This is a genomic window from Pseudomonas sp. 05N432, assembly GCF_056396945.1.
In genome coordinates this window covers 186,344-203,643 of record NZ_JBFTMM010000007.1, presented here as the reverse complement: position 1 = coordinate 203,643, position 17,300 = coordinate 186,344, and the positions used below count along the sequence as shown (strand labels likewise).

The 17,300-nt window shown below is 58.6% G+C and carries 20 protein-coding genes; 5 read left to right on the top strand and 15 right to left on the bottom strand.

The window, feature by feature from the left end:
* Positions 1–15 precede the first annotated feature (15 nt).
* Positions 16–1,047: an NADPH-dependent aldehyde reductase Ahr gene (gene ahr, locus AC1DHT_RS10145; protein ID WP_442114589.1), complete on the top strand. Its 1,032-nt coding sequence runs from the start codon at positions 16–18 to the stop codon at positions 1,045–1,047.
* 451 nt (positions 1,048–1,498) lie between these two features.
* Here ahr and AC1DHT_RS10140 read toward each other — a convergent pair whose 3' ends face one another.
* The 5 genes from AC1DHT_RS10140 to AC1DHT_RS10120 all read right to left on the bottom strand — a co-directional run bounded on the left by AC1DHT_RS10140 (position 1,499) and on the right by AC1DHT_RS10120 (position 4,640).
* A complete protein-coding gene (locus AC1DHT_RS10140) occupies positions 1,499–1,717 on the bottom strand; it encodes an ester cyclase (protein WP_429538781.1) in 219 nt (72 codons plus the stop codon).
* Between the two features lie 30 nt (positions 1,718–1,747).
* Positions 1,748–2,164, bottom strand: coding sequence for a nuclear transport factor 2 family protein (locus AC1DHT_RS10135; protein WP_427546098.1), 417 nt, complete (start codon positions 2,162–2,164; stop codon positions 1,748–1,750).
* Positions 2,165–2,254: 90 nt separating this feature from the next.
* Entirely contained in the window at positions 2,255–2,875 is a 621-nt protein-coding gene (locus tag AC1DHT_RS10130; protein WP_427546100.1) for an NADPH-dependent F420 reductase, read from the bottom strand.
* 115 nt (positions 2,876–2,990) lie between these two features.
* Positions 2,991–3,956 (bottom strand): SDR family oxidoreductase, encoded by a 966-nt coding sequence (locus AC1DHT_RS10125; RefSeq protein ID WP_477761345.1) that lies wholly within the window; start codon positions 3,954–3,956, stop codon positions 2,991–2,993.
* 48 nt (positions 3,957–4,004) lie between these two features.
* Positions 4,005–4,640: an NADPH-dependent F420 reductase gene (locus tag AC1DHT_RS10120; protein ID WP_427546104.1), complete on the bottom strand. Its 636-nt coding sequence runs from the start codon at positions 4,638–4,640 to the stop codon at positions 4,005–4,007.
* Between the two features lie 160 nt (positions 4,641–4,800).
* On the opposite strand from AC1DHT_RS10120, the gene AC1DHT_RS10115 reads away from it, so the two are divergent.
* A complete protein-coding gene (locus AC1DHT_RS10115; protein WP_018930255.1) occupies positions 4,801–5,253 on the top strand; it encodes a winged helix-turn-helix transcriptional regulator in 453 nt (150 codons plus the stop codon).
* Between the two features lie 60 nt (positions 5,254–5,313).
* Here the strand turns inward: AC1DHT_RS10115 and AC1DHT_RS10110 are convergent, their stop codons facing one another.
* The 4 genes from AC1DHT_RS10110 to AC1DHT_RS10095 all read right to left on the bottom strand — a co-directional run bounded on the left by AC1DHT_RS10110 (position 5,314) and on the right by AC1DHT_RS10095 (position 7,695).
* Entirely contained in the window at positions 5,314–5,730 is a 417-nt protein-coding gene (locus tag AC1DHT_RS10110) for a nuclear transport factor 2 family protein (RefSeq protein ID WP_427546106.1), read from the bottom strand.
* 47 nt (positions 5,731–5,777) lie between these two features.
* A complete protein-coding gene (locus AC1DHT_RS10105) occupies positions 5,778–6,206 on the bottom strand; it encodes a nuclear transport factor 2 family protein (RefSeq protein WP_427546108.1) in 429 nt (142 codons plus the stop codon).
* Between the two features lie 83 nt (positions 6,207–6,289).
* Positions 6,290–6,889 carry an NADPH-dependent F420 reductase gene (locus tag AC1DHT_RS10100; protein WP_427546110.1) on the bottom strand — a complete coding sequence of 200 codons (600 nt, stop codon included), beginning with the start codon at positions 6,887–6,889 and terminating at the stop codon, positions 6,290–6,292.
* A gap of 71 nt (positions 6,890–6,960) precedes the next feature.
* The gene (locus tag AC1DHT_RS10095) at positions 6,961–7,695 is read right to left on the bottom strand and encodes an SDR family NAD(P)-dependent oxidoreductase (RefSeq protein WP_427546112.1); all 735 of its coding nucleotides are present in this window, start codon (positions 7,693–7,695) and stop codon (positions 6,961–6,963) included.
* Positions 7,696–7,807: 112 nt separating this feature from the next.
* On the opposite strand from AC1DHT_RS10095, the gene AC1DHT_RS10090 reads away from it, so the two are divergent.
* The gene (locus AC1DHT_RS10090) at positions 7,808–8,170 is read left to right on the top strand and encodes a winged helix-turn-helix transcriptional regulator (protein ID WP_347929875.1); all 363 of its coding nucleotides are present in this window, start codon (positions 7,808–7,810) and stop codon (positions 8,168–8,170) included.
* Between the two features lie 351 nt (positions 8,171–8,521).
* On the opposite strand, the gene AC1DHT_RS10085 is transcribed toward AC1DHT_RS10090, so the two are convergent.
* Positions 8,522–9,478, bottom strand: coding sequence for a LysR family transcriptional regulator (locus AC1DHT_RS10085; RefSeq protein WP_427546114.1), 957 nt, complete (start codon positions 9,476–9,478; stop codon positions 8,522–8,524).
* Between the two features lie 124 nt (positions 9,479–9,602).
* Between AC1DHT_RS10085 and AC1DHT_RS10080 the strand changes: the two genes are divergently transcribed.
* Positions 9,603–10,361 carry a sulfite exporter TauE/SafE family protein gene (locus tag AC1DHT_RS10080; RefSeq protein ID WP_427546116.1) on the top strand — a complete coding sequence of 253 codons (759 nt, stop codon included), beginning with the start codon at positions 9,603–9,605 and terminating at the stop codon, positions 10,359–10,361.
* Positions 10,362–10,571: 210 nt separating this feature from the next.
* Positions 10,572–10,844 carry a DUF2790 domain-containing protein gene (locus AC1DHT_RS10075; protein WP_427546135.1) on the top strand — a complete coding sequence of 91 codons (273 nt, stop codon included), beginning with the start codon at positions 10,572–10,574 and terminating at the stop codon, positions 10,842–10,844.
* A gap of 44 nt (positions 10,845–10,888) precedes the next feature.
* Here the strand turns inward: AC1DHT_RS10075 and AC1DHT_RS10070 are convergent, their stop codons facing one another.
* The 5 genes from AC1DHT_RS10070 to AC1DHT_RS10050 all read right to left on the bottom strand — a co-directional run bounded on the left by AC1DHT_RS10070 (position 10,889) and on the right by AC1DHT_RS10050 (position 17,127).
* Entirely contained in the window at positions 10,889–11,845 is a 957-nt protein-coding gene (locus tag AC1DHT_RS10070) for a LysR family transcriptional regulator (RefSeq protein ID WP_427546137.1), read from the bottom strand.
* A gap of 119 nt (positions 11,846–11,964) precedes the next feature.
* Positions 11,965–12,915 (bottom strand): aldo/keto reductase, encoded by a 951-nt coding sequence (locus tag AC1DHT_RS10065; RefSeq protein ID WP_427546118.1) that lies wholly within the window; start codon positions 12,913–12,915, stop codon positions 11,965–11,967.
* 66 nt (positions 12,916–12,981) lie between these two features.
* Positions 12,982–14,472, bottom strand: coding sequence for an efflux transporter outer membrane subunit (locus AC1DHT_RS10060; protein ID WP_427546120.1), 1,491 nt, complete (start codon positions 14,470–14,472; stop codon positions 12,982–12,984).
* Between the two features lie 19 nt (positions 14,473–14,491).
* Positions 14,492–15,991, bottom strand: a complete 1,500-nt coding sequence (locus AC1DHT_RS10055; RefSeq protein WP_427546122.1) for a DHA2 family efflux MFS transporter permease subunit — start codon at positions 15,989–15,991, stop codon at positions 14,492–14,494.
* Complete coding sequence (locus tag AC1DHT_RS10050; protein WP_427546139.1) at positions 15,988–17,127, bottom strand: HlyD family secretion protein; 1,140 nt, start codon at positions 17,125–17,127, stop codon at positions 15,988–15,990. Before AC1DHT_RS10050 ends, AC1DHT_RS10055 begins: the two co-directional genes overlap by 4 nt.
* Between the last annotated feature and the right edge of the window lie 173 nt (positions 17,128–17,300).

The window sequence follows — 17,300 nt, the reverse complement described above, 5'->3', positions numbered from 1 at the left end:
ATCTGGAGGTATCCAATGAGCGCTAGCACCGAACTCACTTCCTTCACCGGCTGGGCCGCAACGGCGGCCGGCGCTCCACTGGAGCGCTACAGCTACGATCCCGGTCCATTGGGGGAAGAGGAGGTAGAAGTCGCCGTGGAGTATTGCGGCGTCTGCCACTCCGACCAGTCGCTGATCGATAACGAATGGGGCATCAGCCAGTATCCCTTTATTCCCGGCCACGAGGTGGTCGGCAGTATCGTGCGAGTCGGCGCACAGGTACGCGGTCTCGACGTGGGGCAACGGGTGGGCATTGGTTGGTACAAAGGCAGTTGCATGCATTGCTCCTCGTGTATCGGAGGCTCCCACCATCTGTGCAGCACCGTCCAACCCACCATAGTCGGCAGCAACGGCGGCTTCGCCGACCGCCTGCGTTCGCACTGGGCCTGGGCCCTTCCAATACCGAGCGGACTCGACCCGGCCATGGCAGGCCCGCTGTTCTGCGCCGGCTCGACGGTGTTCAATCCACTGGTGGAATTCGACGTCAAGCCCACTGACCGGGTCGGCGTAGTGGGCATCGGCGGCCTCGGTCATCTGGCACTGCGCTTCCTCAACGCCTGGGGCTGCGAAGTCACGGCCTTTACCTCGTCGTTGAGCAAACAGGACGAAGCCAGGCGCCTGGGCGCGCACAACGTGGTCGCCTCAACCGACAGTAACGCACTGAAGTCCATCGCCGGCACTTTGGATTTCCTGCTGGTCACCGCCAACGCCGACCTCGACTGGCCAGCCATGCTCGGAACCCTGCGCGGCAAGGGCCGCCTGCATTTTGTTGGCGCCGTGCCTGGCGCGATTCCAGTGCACGTGTTCAATCTGCTTCCTCAACAAAAGAGCATATCCGCCTCGCCGGTCGGCTCACCCAGTACCACGGCGACCATGCTGGAATTCTGCGTACGCCATCAGATCCTGCCGCAGGTCGAGCACTTCCCCATGAGCCGGGTCAACGAAGCCATCGACCACCTGCGCAGTGGCAAGGCTCGTTATCGCATCGTACTGGATGCCGGTAAATGACTGATTGGCGCGTGGGGTGACGCCCGTACGCGCCTTTGACTGCGCTCCCCCCTTCACTGGTTCAAACGGTTCATCAATGGATGGATTGGGATCATTGAGAAACTTTGGGGGGAGTAGAAAACTCAAGGGGGAAGTTATGGTTTAAGAGGCCTTTTGTCTCATGTGAGATATCCGCTTTGGGTTGGTTACAACTCCTCGCGACTGGCGGCAATCGGCCAGAAGCTGCCATTCGCTGAAAGCAAGTTTCGACTGAATTTGCCTTTCATGCAGGCGGATGGAGACATCGACCAATCACACGGCCATATGAAGCCGCCGATTGCCATCCCCCACCAAAGATCCATAGTGCGCAGATGACCACGCTGCTCGCGCTTCCTTGGCGAAGCCCTTCAAGTGTGGACGACGGTGGCGACAGAGGTGAGGAAGAGCTTGATGCAGTCCCCAGCGCCGCTCATCAGCTGCTGGCAAGGCAAAGTTGCTGCTGCATTACGGAAGCCGCGTTGTAGCAATTAAAGGATATGACCTTGCCACGCTCCAGGTGAAAAACGTCACAGCACGGAACATCTATTGTCTTGCCCGTTGGAGCGACAGTCCCTGAGGCAAGTGTCAGCTCACCTTTATGCGTCCCCCGAATTGCGAGTTCGACGACTACGACATTCTCCGCGACATAGATGTTGAATAATGTGGTATCGATCTCGATGGGTCAGGGACTGGAGCCCGCGTCCATCTCGGAGGCCCGCGCCAGTGCTTGCGTATCGAGATACTCCCGGATGTTCGTCAGTTTTCCATTTCGCACAGTAATGGCGAAGACCCAATCGTCCTCCCACGTCTTATTCGTCGCTTTAATTCTCCCCCTGGCGAAGCCGACGACCAGAACCCGGTCTCCCTGCGCTACGTATTCGTGGAACTCCATGACTGATGTTTCCATCTTTTCGGAAGCCTTCTGAAGCAGATCTGCCAATCCCGCGTGCCCGCGATGCGTGCCAGCCAGCGGCCAGTCCTCGCCCGGAATGATCCATTCAATATCTTCGGAAGTCAGCGCCAGTAGGTCTCGCCTATTGCTGCGGCCCATTGCTGTAAAGAAGTCCTTAACAACCTGAACATTCTTTTGTGTGTTCATCGAAATCTCTCCGCATCTCTCGCATCTGATCGCGTCCGTTCTGATCAGATACCTTGTGGACCTGCCGGTGAAGGGCGTGGTGTCGGAGACTCAGCCGATATCGACTTTCAAGGCAATGTCCCAAGTGCCGGCGCCGTTTTTCGCCAGGCCGATCATCATCAGGCCGAGCGCCTCGAGCGTCTGGGCCATGTGCAGGCCGCCGACATCCAACGGACGCAGCCCGAGACTTTCGATGAACGTCGAGACGCGCGCCTTGGCCTCCAAATCGTCGGCGGCGATGAACGCGTCGAGGGGGCCTCCCTTGGCAAGGACGTGGCCGAAAAGGGTATTGAATGCCTTCACGACATGCGCGCTGGCGGGGGCGATCCTGGCGATTTCCTGCGCACCAGAACTGCCGGCGGGAGAGACGAGGCCCGTGAGGTCCGGCGAGGCCGTGTTGGTGATGTCGATGATCACCTTGCCGTCGAGGGCGTCCCCGTAATCGGCCACCACCGACGCCGCGCCGGTGTACGGCACGGCAAGGATGACGATGTCGCCGGCGGGCGCGGCCCCATAGGTTCCTGTGGTCGCTCCGGCTCCCAGCTTGTCGACCAGCGCCTGCGCCTTGGCGGGGTCGCGGCTGACCACCTCGACGGTGTGTCCTGCTTTGGCTGCACGACCGGCGATGGCCGCAGCCATGCCTCCTGAACCGATGATGCTGATAGTGCTCATGTGTAATCTCCAAATGAGTTGGGGTTTTGCCCGCAGTCTCTCTGAACAGGCTTCCCCCGGTTAATATCCCGTGGGTGCCGGGCTCGTTGCGACCCGGCGAACAGCCTCAGCTCACTCAGGCAGCAGGGAAGTAGTGGCCGTTGTCCATATCGGCAAACAGGCCGGGCTGCGTTGGTGTCCAGCCGAGCATCTGGCGCGTGATATCGTTCGACGCCGGGGTATCCAGCGTCACCAGATTCGCGAGGAAGCCGAAGAAGCCCGGCCCCATCATTACGTCCACAGGAATGGGCACGACGGGAAGGTTCAGACGGCTGCCAATGGCCTGCGCGATCTCGCGGTACGGGATCGCCCCTTCAGCAACCGCATGCCAGGATCTGCCAGCGGGACTCTTCTCCAGCGCCAGGCGGAACAAGGTAGCGAGGTCGCGGGCATGCACTGCCGCCCACCGGTTGGAGCCGTCGCCGKGGTAGCCAACGACGCCCTTTTCCTTTGCTTGACCGATTAGAACCTGAAGGAATCCGGCCTTGTCGGTTGAGCTGTGCATGATTTCAGAAATGCGCACGACCGAAGACCGCACGCCCCGCTCTGCGAGACCGATTGCAGTCAGCTCGACGATGTTCCGAACCCGCAGCGAGCCCTTATATTGATCGCCAGCCGGAGAAAGAGCCGGATCCTCCTCGGTCGCCGGTCGGCTCTGGAGCGGCCCTGGAACCGGCCAACCCTCGTTAGTCGGCGAACCGATGCTTCCCGACACGACCAGCGGCTTCCCCGTTCCAGCCAGTGCATCACCGTATGCGAGCATGATCTGGACCTCCGCTGCGGCAACAGCGTCGATCCCGCCGACCGGAAGCAGGTCTTGTCGGTGCGCGACGTGGATTACGCCGTCGGCGGCTGCAGCCGCCTCCTTGAGCCCCTCGAGATCATCGAGATCACCGCGACGCACCTTTGCGCCGAGCGCAGTGATCGCCTGCGCCGCGCTGTCCGACCGGGCCAAAGCGGTGACCTCGTGGCCGGCGGCGATGAGGTCGGAGATGATGTACGGACCGGAATGGCCGGTCCCGCCAGTAACGAAAACGCGCATGTTGGTGTTCCTTGTAAGTGAGATAAAAAAAGGGTGCTGCGGGTGCGGTCAGCCGAGAAGGCTGACGCCGATTGAGAAGTGGCTGTGCTTGACGGAGTGGGCGATGAGGCCCAGCGAAAGCAGGCAGGCGTGCTCCAGCGTTCGCGCCATGAGCAGCGGCCCGGTGTCCATCGGGTGTAATCCGAGGCTCTCGATGAATGCCGAGACGCGTGCCTTCGCCTGCGCGTCGTCCCCGGCGATGAACACGTCCAACGGCTTACCCTCGACAGAACTGGCAGCCAGGACGTGGGAGAACTGAGTGCTGAACGCCTTGACGACTTCGGCGTCGGCAGGCGCGGCTTTGGCGATCTCCTGTGCACCGAAACTGTCCTCAGGGGTCACAAAGCTTGTGAAGTCGGGAGCAACGGGGTTGGTGATGTCGACAAGAAGCTTGCCTGCCAATTCTTCGCCGTAATGCTTCACCACGTCGAGAACGGCGGAATAGGGAACCGCCAGGATGACAATATCCCCGGCCGGGGCGGCGCCGAACGTTCCTGTCGTGGCGCCGGCTCCGATCTGCTCGACCAGCGCCCGCACCTTGGCGGCGTCACGACTCATCACCTCGACGGTGTGTCCGGCTTTGGCGGCAAGGCCGCCGATCGCTGCGGCCATGTCACCTGAGCCGATAATGCTGATAGTGCTCATGCGCAGTTTCCTTGCAGGTATGGGGTTGATCATTCCAAGGCTGCTGGTGCGATCCGGCGAACTCATTCAACGTGCGATCCATGCTGGTCGCTTTACTTGCAAAAAGCAAGTGATCAATAGGATTTTACTTGCGACATGCAAGCGATGCTAAGATCCAGCCATGAAGACAACTCTTAAAGAAGACTTTCGATCCCATTGCGCGGTGAACTACGGCGTGGAGATTTTCGGCGACCGGTGGTCGCTCTTGATCATTCGCGACATCGTTTTTGTTGGAAAGAAGACGTATGGCCAGTTTCTGAAATCGGAAGAGGGAATCGCGACCAATGTTCTTGCTTCCCGACTTGCCTTTCTTGAGGAGCAAGGCGTTCTCTCGAAGGCGCCCAGCCCCGACGACAGGCGCAAGGACTTTTATACGTTGACCGAGAAGGGCCTGGACCTCATTCCCATCGTGATCAACATTGTGCTCTGGAGCGCGAAGCATGATTCGAAGTCGTACGTGCGGCGCCACGAGGATTTAGTTGCTCGATTAAGTCAAAACCCCATGCAGGTGAGCGAGGAAGTGAAGGCGCTGGTCCGCAATGGCGGGTGCCTCTTTCCTGAGAGCGGGGGATGAACAAGGTAGCGAACGCGCCCTGTCATGGCGCGCAAATGAGTTGGTATCGGTTCCGATGACTCAGGTCCGAGGGCTCGCGACCATTTCTGAGGCCCGCGCCAATGCTTGCGTGTCGACGTACTCCCGGATGTTCGTCAGCTTGCCATTGCGAACAGTGATGGCGAAGACAAAATGGTCCTCAAACGTCCTGTTCGTGGCTTTGACTTTCCCCGTAGCAAAGCCGACGACCAGAACCCGGTCTCCCTGTGCTACGAACTCGGGGGGCTGCGGGGAGGAAACTTCCATCTCTGCGGAAGCCTTCTGAAGCACGTTTGCCAATCCTGCGTGCCCGCGGTGCGTGCCGGCCAGCGGCCAACCCTCTCCCGGAATAATCCACTCGATATCTTCGGCAGACAACGCCAGCAGACCTTGCCTATCGCCGCCGCCCATTGCTGCAAAAAAGTCCTTCACAATCTGGATATTCTCTTGATTGCTCATAAAGACTTCTCCATTGCTCTTACAGAGGATCGCGTGGTGTCCGTCATTCAGCCGGGGACGAGGCCGAGTTGTTGCTGCATCGCAGAAGCCTCGTTGTAGCAATGGAAAGATTTGACCTTCCCGCCTTCGAGGTGGAAAACATCGCATGACGGGACATCTATCTTCTTACCCGTGGGAGCTAGCGTCCCTGAAGCAAGAGGCAGATCACCCTTGTGCGTTCCCCGAATCGCGAGTTCGACAACGACGACGTCTCCCGCGACATGGATGTTGAATATCTCACGGTGGACATCGGGGAACGCACTGACCATACCCGCGATAGATTCACCAATGGCCTTGCCGCGAAACTTCATGCCGGATGCCATATCCCACATGTATCCTTCCTCAGAGAACATGGAAACAAATTTCTCGATATCCGTTCCTTGGCCTTCCGCAGCGGCGCAGAGTTCTCTGATTATTCTTTCATTATCAAGCATCATCATTCCTCTCCTTCATTATTGAGCGCTTACCCATTCGTATAAGTTGTGGCCAGGACCGCATCAACATTTGCGATCGCGATGCATCAGCCAAACTTGACCAAGTCCTTGAAGATCAGTTGACCCCAGGTATTTCCGCGCGCCTGCACAAGCAGTCCACCTTCCGAAAGCCCACCCAGTTTGATCGGCGAGAAACCGAGATTTTCTGCAAGCGCACCCACTTCCGTTGCGGCGCCGTCATCGTCGCTCGCCAGAAACACGACTCTCCTGCCACCCTGTACGGCCGGATCCTGGCCAAGGACGGCAGCGCCCAAATGGTTGAAGCCCTTGACCAGTCGTCCACCAGTAAAGGCCTGCGCGACGACTCTGGAAGATGGCTCTCCTCCCAGTTCTTCAGGGGACACGCCGTAGGCATTGGTCATATCGATGATGGTCTTCCCCTTCCAGGTCGGCAACGCCTTGGCGACATCCGGGTGCGACTCGAAACGGACAGCCAAAAAGACGATGTCCGCCTTGACCGCGTCCACCAGGTTTTTGGGAATGATCTGAGGTCCGATCGCTGCTGCGGCGGACGCAAAGCTTTGCGGGTCGCGCGTGGTTGCAACGGATACTTCGATGCCGTTGCGGGCAAACGCCTTGGCCAAGGCCTGACCGATATTGCCGAAGCCGATAATTGCATAGCTCATATACTTTCCTCAGGTTTACCACGCCCAGCGGCTCCCACTATCGAATGGAGTGACCGGCCGGGCGCGGCGGGTCAGATTTGCGCCAGGCCGCCGTCGACGGCGACCTCACTTGCGGTCATGAAGCTGCTGTCCTGCGATGCGAGAAACGCGGCTGCCGCTCCGATCTCCGCCGGATCGGCCATGCGCTGGAGCGGATTCATCGAGGCGAAGACCTTCATGCCTTCCTCGCCTAACGCTGCCTTCGCAAGTTCGGTCGCAGTCGGCCCGGGCGACAGCACGTTTACCCGGATGCCGGTACCCTTCAGGTCCTCCGCCCAGGTCCGCGCGAGGTTGCGCACTGCTGCCTTGCTTGCGCTGTAGACACTGAATGCCGGGGCGCCCGTGGTGCCTGCGCTCGACCCGGTCAGGATTATCGAACCGCCCTGCCCCATCAGAGGTAGCGCCTTCTGGACCGTGAAGATCAAACCCTTCACGTTGGTGTCGAAGATTTCGTCAATGTGCTCGGCAGTGATTTTGCCGAGCGCAAGCTGGCTTCCCGCCCCGGCATTGGCGAAGACGATGTCGAGGGTTCCGCGCTCGGCCTTCACCGCCGCGTAGAGTCGGTCGAGGTCGGCCAGATCGGAGACCGAGCCCTTCACCGCGCGGGCATTGGGTCCAAGGTCGGCCACAGCGGCGTCGAGCGCTTCCTGTCGGCGGCCAAAGATGAAGACGAAGGCGCCCTCCTCGATGAAGCGCTTTGCCGCGGCCCGGCCGATGCCGGTAGCGCCGCCGGTAATCACGGCGGTCTTTCCATTCAGTCTGGTCATGTCGTGCATCCTTCGTTGGAGTTGTACCCAAGCAGGAATTGCTTGCTTGAGAACGAGGATGCAGCTCTGATAACCTAAGGGCAAGTATGCACCTTTTGGTAAGTATCAAAAAATGACGACGACTTCTGAAATCTGCGGTACCGGATGCGGGCTCAACGCCACGCTGCGCATCATTTCGGGCAAATGGAAACCGCTGGTCTTGTTTTTCCTGCGCGACGGCCCGAAGCGCTACGGCGAGCTCAAGCGTTTGATCCCGGGCGTTAGCGACAAGGTGCTGATCCAGCAATTGAAGGATCTGGAAGCCGACCACGTGCTGGCGCGGACCGACTACAAAGAAGTGCCCCCGCGCGTGGACTACACGCTGACCCCGCTCGGCCGCAGCCTGGCTGAGGCGATCGTCCCGCTGTGCAACTGGGGAACCGAGAACGCGGCGGAAATGGCAAGCATCTTCGCCAAGCGCGACACGTTGCCCTAGCGGGATGCTGAAGAACCGATGCGTCGGACAACCCTGCGCGTTGGTGGGAGGGCGGCAGGTCGAACTCCTCCAATCAGATCGTCAGGATGCGCGATTTGGCACTCTGGCCCATGTTTGTGTTGCATCAACCGGTTGAATTCACAGCCGTTAGCTGCCTTTCACAAAGGGCAGCTTTGGATCAGTTGTTGCCGCTGGTAATGGATCACCATCGAAAGGGGTTTAAGTGTCGATGAGCGGCGCGTCTGCGATCAGGTCGATCCAGTAAGAGGGCATGTATCGATCAATTTTGAAGGTCTCCGTTTTGATTGGCTCAAGCCCCCCCACACAATCGCCGCCAACCGACTTGCAGGGTCAGCCCATCCCCTGCAATCCGGTTTTGATCAGCGGTAACGCGCGTTTTCGGTCCAGACTCTCGCCAAAGCCACGGATCACCTGCAGCAGAGACTTCACCCGCAGCGGCAGATTCCCGGCCGGGTACACCGCGTGCATCTGTGGGCTTTCGCCGCTGCTGGAGGTGAGCATGTACTCGGGGCAGACCCGGAGCAGGCGCCCCGCTTCCACTTCGGGCTCTGCGACCCAGTCCGCCAGGCGGGCGATACCGACGCCCGCCAGGGCCGCCTGGAACACCGCCGAACCGGAGTTGAAGCGAAACTTGGGATCAGCCCGAAAGCTGATGGCCTGCGTCTCACTGCGAAAATTCCAGTCTTTTAGAATCCGCGGCGCCGTGTGCAGGATCAGCGAGTGCGCCTCCAGCGCTTCGATGGAGTCGGGTGTCCCGCGCCGCTCCAGGTACCCGGGGCTGGCGTACAGGTATCGTGAATAACTCCAGAGCGGAAAGCCGATCAGGTCACTGGATTGCGGATACCCGCCACGAATCGAGAAGTCCAGTTTGCTCTTGGCCGGGTCGATGGTGTCATCGGTGAAAATCCCATCGACGTTCACGTCTGGATAACGCTCACCGTACTGCGCGATCAGCCGGGGCAATACCCCGTGGCCGAGAAACTCGGGGGCGGAAAAGCGGACCCAGCCGTAGGCCTGGCCGCTGATTCCGGCCAGGTCTTCATCCGCTTCACGTTGCAGATCCAGCATTTTGTAGGCGTGGGGCAACAAGCGCTCGCCCGCCTCGGTCAAGCTCACGGCATTAGAGGAGCGATTGAACAACTTGACCCCGACGCTTTCCTCCAGGGCTTGAACGGCGCGGGTCAGCGAACTCGGGGAGCGCCCCAGCGAGCGTGCCGACGCGACAAAACTGCGCTTGCGAGCCACCGTCGCAAAGGCTTCGAGCTCCCCCAACATATCCAGTGCCATTCACCACCTCGTTGCACTTTTCACAATGTGGCATTGCAACACAAAAAAAGTCGTTCCGTTAACCTTCCCGCTCAATCCACACCGCTGGACCTTCACCACTCCTTCATCGTCAGGGCCTGAATTCATGATCGATATTGTCATCCTTTGCGTGTTCGCCTTTGCTGCCGGCCTGATTGATGCGGCGGTGGGTGGCGGCGGACTGATCCAGATACCTGCGCTGTTCAACGTGCTGCCCACGGCACAACCCGCGGCACTGCTGGGTACCAACAAGGTCGCGGCAGCGTGCGGCACCGCATTCGCGGCCCGGTCTTTCGTGCGCAAGGTGGTGATCGACTGGGGGCTGGTGATTCCCGCTGCCTGTGCGGCCTTTGTCATGTCCTTCTTCGGCGCGGCCACGGTGTCGTCCGTCCCGCAGTCGGTGATCCGGCCGGCAGTGCTGGTGTTGATCGTGCTGATGGCGATCTACACCTTCTGGAAAAAGGACTTCGGCGCCCTGCACAAACCCATGCACATCGGTACCCGGGAGAAATTGCTGGCGATCGTCATCGGCGGTGCGATTGGCTTCTACGACGGACTGTTTGGTCCCGGCACCGGCAGCTTCCTGATTTTCCTGTTTATCCGCTGCTTCGCCTTCGACTTCCTGCATGCCTCGGCGTCGGCCAAACTGGTGAACATCGCGACCAACGTCGCGGCGCTGATTTTCTTCATTCCCACGGGTAACGTGCTCTACCTGATCGCCCTCCCCATGGCCGCATTCAACATCCTTGGCGCGCTGACCGGCACCTGGCTGGCGGTTCGTAAAGGCGTGCCCTTTGTCCGGAGCCTGTTCCTGGTGTTGCTGGTGATCCTGATCAGCAAACTGTCTTACGACCTGTTCGTGTGAACCTGAGCCGTGGTTCTGACTGTCCCCGTAGCATTCTATTCATGCGAAATCCGACAACAGTGTTTGTCCAATAGGCCGCTGTCTGGGAAAGGGATAAACATCTAGCATCGTTCCTACCCGGTGAGCACATTGAATAAACATCAACTAGCTCTCGAGGTAAAAACGATGCAGGTCAACCCCTTGAGCGATACGGTGAATATGATGAACATGATGAATATGTCAAAAGTTGCGATCTTCCTTGCGCTTGGCAGTTTAGGCGCACAAGCATTTGCAGACGAGAGCCATTCAACAGTCGCCACCCGTCAGACACCGGTAGAAAGTTACACTTACGCAACCAAGCTCGACATTAAAAAAGTCATTGCAATGACAGACGCTGCGGACCAGTGCGGGCCGGTTCCTGTTCAAATGACCTATGAAGACTCTCACGGTCAACAGCACGTCCTTCAGTATCAAGTCATGGGAACGGGCTGTTCAAACGGTTGAGCACTGTGCGGACGATGGAGGGTCGACACTCCATACCTGCCGCGCTAGCGAGCTCGAAAGCTGTTGTCTTTTCTGGCCGAGCGAACGATTTCTTCATCGGATGCGAGCAAACTCGGAATGTAATCTTTAAGAAATTCCACCCATGTCTTTATTTTTGCATCCACGAACTTTCGTGATGGATAAATGGCAAACAAGTTGAACTCTTCAAAATGATACTCCGGCAGTACGCGCACTAACGTGCCGGCCCTGAGTCCGTCGACTGCCGACGCAATCGGCTGAATACCAATCCCCATCCCATTCGTTATGGCAACAGTCATGGCGTCGGCGGTATTAACGTGAAATGGCGACAATGGAACGTTGACGGTCTCCACGCCTTCGGGCCCCTCAAATACCCAGTTTTCAACCGGCATTACCGTATTCACAATTCTCAAACAATCATGTTCGCCAAGCGATCTCGTGGAATCGGGAATCCCGCGTTTCTTCAGGTACGCGGGCGAGGCACAGAGAATGCTGTAAGTGATGCCGAGCCGCTGAGCGACAAACCCGGAATCGGGTAGATCCCGCGCCAAAACAATCGATATGTCATAGCCCTCCTCCAGCAAGTCAGGTAGTCGATTGGTCAGTGTCAAATCAAACATTACCAAGGGATAAGTCTCTCTATACTTGGCAATGGCTTTGATCACGTAATGATTACCGACGGCTCCCATCGCGTGGATCTTGAGCCTGCCAACGGGCATGACCTGCGCGGTACCCGCTTCCTCTTCGGCCTCACGTACCTCCTCAAGAATTTTCTCGCAGCGCTGCAAATAGCGCACACCTGCCTCGGTCAACGCCAGGCGTCGGGTCGTGCGGTTAATCAGCCGTGTTTGAAGCCTGGCCTCCAGACTGGAAACCGCTTTGGAAACGTTAGTTGTGGTGGTGTCCAACAGCTCAGCCGCCGCCGTAAAGCTGCCGCTCTGAGCGACAGCTGCGAAGAAGCGCATGGTCTGGAAAACGTCCATCGTTACCGCCTCCGCAGATAAGTAAAAAACCAGCATGCTCTCCAGGCATGTCTCGCGTGAAGAGTTATTCGTATCGAAAAAAGGGGCGGCCTTGCAAAAGACCACCCCCTTGTCATGCGTTATTTTTTGCCCGGAATAAATCCGGGCACACCGGTTTCCACCACCGAGTTGAATCGTACGCGGGTCGTAATATCGTCCTTGATTTCAAGCATGGCCCTGTGAGGCAGGGTAGAAATCGCAAAGTTTTCCTGGATATGGCTCAACGTTGCAGACGTGGTCAGGAAAGCCACGCCACGTTGTACGGACCAGGCCAACGCAACTTGAGCCGGAGTCTGTTGCAAGCGCCGGGCGACGCCTGTGATCACCGCGTCTTCCAGTACGTTCGGCTGCATGCCATGCCCCAGTGGTGCAAAGGCAAGGACGATAATTCCATGCTGCCGACAAAACTCGAGCAGTTCCCATTCAGGCAGATAAGGATGCGATTCAACCTGCACGACGGCAGGTTTTATCCGGGCCACTGCCACAATTTCTTGCAATGCCTGCAGTGTAATGTCGGATAACCCGATGGACTTGCACCGCCCCTCATCAACCAAGCGCTCAAGTGCTCGCCAAGTCTCGATTAATGTCACGCCGGAGTCGTAAACGATTCTCCCCTGCTCGTCTCTTGGTTCCTGGTCTTCGCCCGGTTGAAAGGCGAAGGGTGTGTGGACGAGGTAGCAATCGATGTAATCCACTTGAAGCCGTCGGCAGCTGGCTTCAAAAGCCGGCAGAACCCGCTCGGGGCGATGGTTGGTGTTCCACAGCTTTGTGGTAATAAACAGGTCTTCGCGCCGGACCTTACCAGTATCCAGGAATTCCTTTATCGCCACTCCGACCTTGTCTTCGTTTCGATAGCGCTCTGCACAATCGAAATGGCGAAAGCCTGTTTCCAGCGCGTGCTTGACGGCTTGTGTTGTCACGCTCAGATCCCGGAACAGCGTGCCAAATCCAACCGCTGGCATCGCACCCGATCCGTGGACAATAGGGAACTTTGTATCGCGAAGTTCATCGTGAAACGCTTCGTATGACATGTCTTTACTCCGATGTCTGGGGCTACAGCCGCAATGGCGATAGTGGTCTCTGGTAAAACGCAGCTGCTATTGATAAACAGTTTTCGGCGCTTCGCGGCTGGCAACGCGTTGCTCGGACACACCCACCGAATTACCGCCGAGTGCCACATACAAGCGCACCGTGTCGAGATACTGCGCCGTCTTCACTCTGATTTGACCCAGTAACGCCTGCTCATAGGCACGTTCCGCTTCCAGCACCTGGAGAATGCTGTTCTCGCCTTGCGCGTAGGCTTGCTGGTTCAAACGAAAACTGGTTTCGGCCGCGCGTAATGCGTCCTCCTGCGCCAGGTTTTCTTCCGAGTCATGGTTGATTGCCTGCAGCGTGTCTGCGACCTGGCCAAATGACTGAATGAGCGTTTGCTGGTAGTCAGCGAGTGTCGCCTTGTAGCCGTCGACGGCTGCCTGACGTTCAGCCTTGAGCGTGCCGCCATCGAAGATCGGCCCTGCCAGTCCCGCAGCAAGACTCCAGAGTGCAGCGCCGCCATTGCCTGAAGCCGCCTGCGCAAGAGACGCGGACAGCGTTACATGGGGATAGAGATTGGCTGTCGCGACCCCGACGGCGGCGCTGGCCATGTGCAATTCAGCTTCTGCTTGCAGTACATCCGGCCGGTCGTGGGCCATTTCCGAGGGCAAGCTGACTGGCACGCTAGATGGCAAGGCAAACTCAGCGAGGTTGAAGTCGGGAGCGGTCCAGTCTCCCGGGCCTTTTCCCGTCAGGACCGACAGCGCATGCCGTGCCGAATCACGCTGTTGAGCGAGGGGCGGCAACAGCGTGCGGTCCTGAGCGAGCCGTGTCTCGGCCAGCGAAACGTCGATCTGCGTGGTGGTGCCATTGGCGTGCGCCATGCGCACAAGCTCGAGGTTCTTCGCGTCATTGGCGAGCAGTTTCTCAACGGCTTCCATCTGCGCGTTTGCCGAAGCAACCAACAACGCCTGGCTCGCAACATCGCCGGTCAGGGTCAGGTACGCCGCTTCGTAGCGGTGTTTCTGCAGACTCGTAAACGCTTCCTTCTGCTCGACCAGCCGCTTGGTACCGCCAAAAGCGTCAAGGTCGAAGCCAACCCGTGGCCCAATCGAGTAGAAATTGGAGACGGTTGGCTCGGGCCCGTTGTGGGTCCGTTGGCGGCCAGCCTGGGCGCCAAAATCGACCTGCGGATACAGTGCACCCTCAGCCGCGGCAACAGAGGATGCCGCTTGCCGGATCGTCGCATCTGCCGCCACGAGTTCAAGATTGCCGTCGATTGCCCGACGTACAACCTTGTCGAGCTTCGGCGAATGGAAGGCAGACCACCAGTCACCGCTGACCTTCTTGCCCAGCTCAATGTGCTGTTCAGCAACCTTGTTGCCGCCCTCGCCGAGACGCTGCTCGGCCTGTTGATCATAGTGCTGCGACAGGCTCTGCGCTGGCTCTTTATAGTCAGGGCCGACGGTACAGGCGGACAGAAACATAAGCGCCGACACCGCACCGACCGTCATTGGGAACTGCTGTCTGTTGAGTACGAACGTATTGGATTTCATTGGGCAGACTCCACGAAAACTAGTTGGTCGGAACGGGTTTGCGAAGAAAGACAACCAGCGGGCTCACCACCAGCATCGCCAGCATCAAAATCTTGAACTGGCCGATAACCGCGATAAAAGCCGCCTGGCCGGTGATCATTTCGTTGAGCCCCCCGAGTGCTTGCAAGGACGTCGACGCCGTCATGGAATGTGCCGCGGTGCGATAAGGCGTCAGATGGCTTGCCAGCGCCACGTGCATCGTTTGCGTGTTGTTGAAGAAGAACACTTGCACGATGGCAACGCCGAGGGTGCTGCCATAGACACGGGCCAGATTGAAAAAACCGGTACCTTCCGGGCGGAACCTGGGATCGAGCGTGCTGAAAGCCACCTTACTGATCGCCGGCATCAAGATGCCGAGGCCGATACCCTGGAGTGCACCGGCCACCGCCACGGGCCACCAGTCCATCAAGGGCGAATAGCCGAGCATCAGCCAGTTGGCATACGCCACCAGTGCAACACCCGCGGCAACAAAGAGTCGCGAGTCGATCCGAGCAGGAACCCGGCCCATCAGTAGAAATGCACCGACAAGCCCGACACCTCGCGGTATCGTCAGGTAACCGGTCGTGTCAGGTGGGTATCCAAGAATTTCATCCAGCATCGGCGATGTCAGGGCCATCGTCGGCAACAGCACAAAACCGAGTGCGAAAAAGATGATCGTCGACAGCACGAAATTGCGGTCTTTGAACAAATTCTTGTTGAGGAAATGCACCTTTGCGGTCAGCACATGAACAACGAACAGGTAGAGCCCCAGTGCACCTGCCAGCGCCTCCAGCCAGATCTCGGGCGAAGCAAACCAGTCCAGACGCTCTCCGCGGTCGAGCAGCATTTGCAACCCGATCATTCCCAGCGTGAAGGTGCCGACGCCGAAGAAGTCGAAAGGCGGACTTTTCTCGGCCTTTTTCTCGGCCAGCAACAACGTCACCACCACGAAGATAAACGCCGTTAGAGGAAGGCTGATGGAGAACATCGAGCGCCAGTCGTAATGTTCGCAGACCCAACCACCGATACTCGGGCCGCTGACGATGCCCAAGAGCACAATGGCCGTGAACATCGAGCCGAATTTCGCGCGCCGCGCAGGTGGCAGTGTCTCCATTGCAATGGCCATCGAAAGCGGTGCCAGCAGGCCACTCGCGGCGCCTTGAATGATGCGCGCACCGACGAACTCCAGCGGAGTCGTTGCCTGCATGGCGAGCAACAAGCCAAGGACGAACAAGGCTATCGCGGCTTGATACACAACCCTCAGGCCGTAGCGTCCGGCGAGCCACTGCGCAATCGGCAGGGTAATGGCGCTCGCCGCGAGGTATGAAGTGAATACCCAGCCAGCCTCGTCATCGGTCATCGATATGGCGCCCTGAATAAACCTCAGTGCCGCATTCGGCAGAGGCAGGTTCGCCGACTGCATATAGGTCGCGAGCAATGCCGCGAACCTGAGCGTGCGCGAGCCCTCTCCCGCCGGGTTTCCAGCAAGACTGGCGTTCATCGGTCGGTACCTGCCGTCAACAGAGCCTTGAGTGGGTGCCACCAGGGCGTGCGATACCCGGTGTCGACTTTGACCGTGGCGCTGGTCCCCGAGAAAAGCGGCAGAGCAGGATCCACTTCATCGAGTTCGAGTCGGACCGGTACCCGCTGGACAACCTTGACCCAGTTGCCGGTCGCATTTTCCGGTGGCAGCAGTGCGAAGTCCGACCCGGCACCCGGACTCATACTGGTCACGTGGGCCTTGAATACGTGATCAGGGTACGTATCGACACTGATGGTCGCTTCCTGGCCCCGACGCATATGCGTCACTTCCGTTTCGCGGAAGTTGGCCTCCACCCAGATCTGACGATCGGACAGCAGCGCAAAGGCCGGCGCACCGCTGTTGACGTAGTTGCCCACCTGCAAATCGTCGACCTTGGCCACGATGCCATCCTCCGGCGCATACACCGTCGCGTACGAGAGATAAAGCTGCGCTTCGTCGAGCTGAGCCTTGGCCTCGCGCACCATCGGGTGTTTATCGGCTTCGATGTCCGGATTGCCGTTCAAGGCAACGACCGTGCTGGCGATCTGCTGTTCGATCGACGCTATTCGTTGCCGGGCAACTTTAAGGTCGGTGTCGGCACGTTCGTAAATGGCGCGCGAAACGAACTCGGTAGCGACCAGCGCTTTCTTGCGGGCAAATTCCCGCTGGTCGAAATCAGCCGACTCTTTGGCCGATTGCAGTTCCGCCTGCTGCTGGCGGTAGCTTGCCTTGAGGCCATCGATGCGAAGCCGCGCGACGCTCAACTGCGCTTCTGCACGGTTAATCGCGATCTGGAACGGCTCCGGGTTGATCCGAAACAGCACCTGGCCCTTGCGAACAGGCTGATTGTCCTCGACCGCGATTTCGACGACTTGTCCGGAAACGCGAGCGTTGATCGACGCCTTCGCTACTCGGGCATAAGCGTTATCGGTCGAAACGTAGGGCTCGCCCGTCACATAGTGTGAGTACCCAACCGCAGCGACGAGAGCAGGAACGCCTACCATAAGGAGTGGTCGCAACTTCTCTTTAAACGGTTTCTTGACGGGCCTGTCGGCCTGGTTCGGCCCTGGGTGCTCGAAGGTTTGCGAAGCTGGAATGTCGAACTGTCTGGTCATGATCGAATACACCTTTAACCGGGAAATCGGGCTAACACGGGCAACGATCGCCTGCGACCCTGATGTCAATAATTGCTGTGAGCAATCAATCTCGTGTGCGTCAGGAGGATCGCTCTGCCGCACCTGTTTCATCGCCGCAACACCCAGTTCGAGCTCCGCTGCAACAAACCTGA

Excerpts from the sequence above, each read along its gene's own strand:
- ahr (WP_442114589.1), top strand. The coding sequence starts at position 16 with ATGAGCGCTAGCACCGAACTCACTTCCTTCACCGGCTGGGCCGCAACG.
- AC1DHT_RS10135 (WP_427546098.1), bottom strand. The coding sequence starts at position 2,164 with ATGAACACACAAAAGAATGTTCAGGTTGTTAAGGACTTCTTTACAGCA.
- AC1DHT_RS10130 (WP_427546100.1), bottom strand. The coding sequence starts at position 2,875 with ATGAGCACTATCAGCATCATCGGTTCAGGAGGCATGGCTGCGGCCATC.
- AC1DHT_RS10120 (WP_427546104.1), bottom strand. The coding sequence starts at position 4,640 with ATGAGCACTATCAGCATTATCGGCTCAGGTGACATGGCCGCAGCGATC.
- AC1DHT_RS10115 (WP_018930255.1), top strand. The coding sequence starts at position 4,801 with ATGAAGACAACTCTTAAAGAAGACTTTCGATCCCATTGCGCGGTGAAC.
- AC1DHT_RS10110 (WP_427546106.1), bottom strand. The coding sequence starts at position 5,730 with ATGAGCAATCAAGAGAATATCCAGATTGTGAAGGACTTTTTTGCAGCA.
- AC1DHT_RS10105 (WP_427546108.1), bottom strand. The coding sequence starts at position 6,206 with ATGATGCTTGATAATGAAAGAATAATCAGAGAACTCTGCGCCGCTGCG.
- AC1DHT_RS10100 (WP_427546110.1), bottom strand. The coding sequence starts at position 6,889 with ATGAGCTATGCAATTATCGGCTTCGGCAATATCGGTCAGGCCTTGGCC.
- AC1DHT_RS10095 (WP_427546112.1), bottom strand. The coding sequence starts at position 7,695 with ATGACCAGACTGAATGGAAAGACCGCCGTGATTACCGGCGGCGCTACC.
- AC1DHT_RS10090 (WP_347929875.1), top strand. The coding sequence starts at position 7,808 with ATGACGACGACTTCTGAAATCTGCGGTACCGGATGCGGGCTCAACGCC.
- AC1DHT_RS10085 (WP_427546114.1), bottom strand. The coding sequence starts at position 9,478 with ATGGCACTGGATATGTTGGGGGAGCTCGAAGCCTTTGCGACGGTGGCT.
- AC1DHT_RS10080 (WP_427546116.1), top strand. The coding sequence starts at position 9,603 with ATGATCGATATTGTCATCCTTTGCGTGTTCGCCTTTGCTGCCGGCCTG.
- AC1DHT_RS10075 (WP_427546135.1), top strand. The coding sequence starts at position 10,572 with ATGAATATGTCAAAAGTTGCGATCTTCCTTGCGCTTGGCAGTTTAGGC.
- AC1DHT_RS10070 (WP_427546137.1), bottom strand. The coding sequence starts at position 11,845 with ATGGACGTTTTCCAGACCATGCGCTTCTTCGCAGCTGTCGCTCAGAGC.
- AC1DHT_RS10065 (WP_427546118.1), bottom strand. The coding sequence starts at position 12,915 with ATGTCATACGAAGCGTTTCACGATGAACTTCGCGATACAAAGTTCCCT.
- AC1DHT_RS10060 (WP_427546120.1), bottom strand. The coding sequence starts at position 14,472 with ATGAAATCCAATACGTTCGTACTCAACAGACAGCAGTTCCCAATGACG.
- AC1DHT_RS10055 (WP_427546122.1), bottom strand. The coding sequence starts at position 15,991 with ATGAACGCCAGTCTTGCTGGAAACCCGGCGGGAGAGGGCTCGCGCACG.
- AC1DHT_RS10050 (WP_427546139.1), bottom strand. The coding sequence starts at position 17,127 with ATGACCAGACAGTTCGACATTCCAGCTTCGCAAACCTTCGAGCACCCA.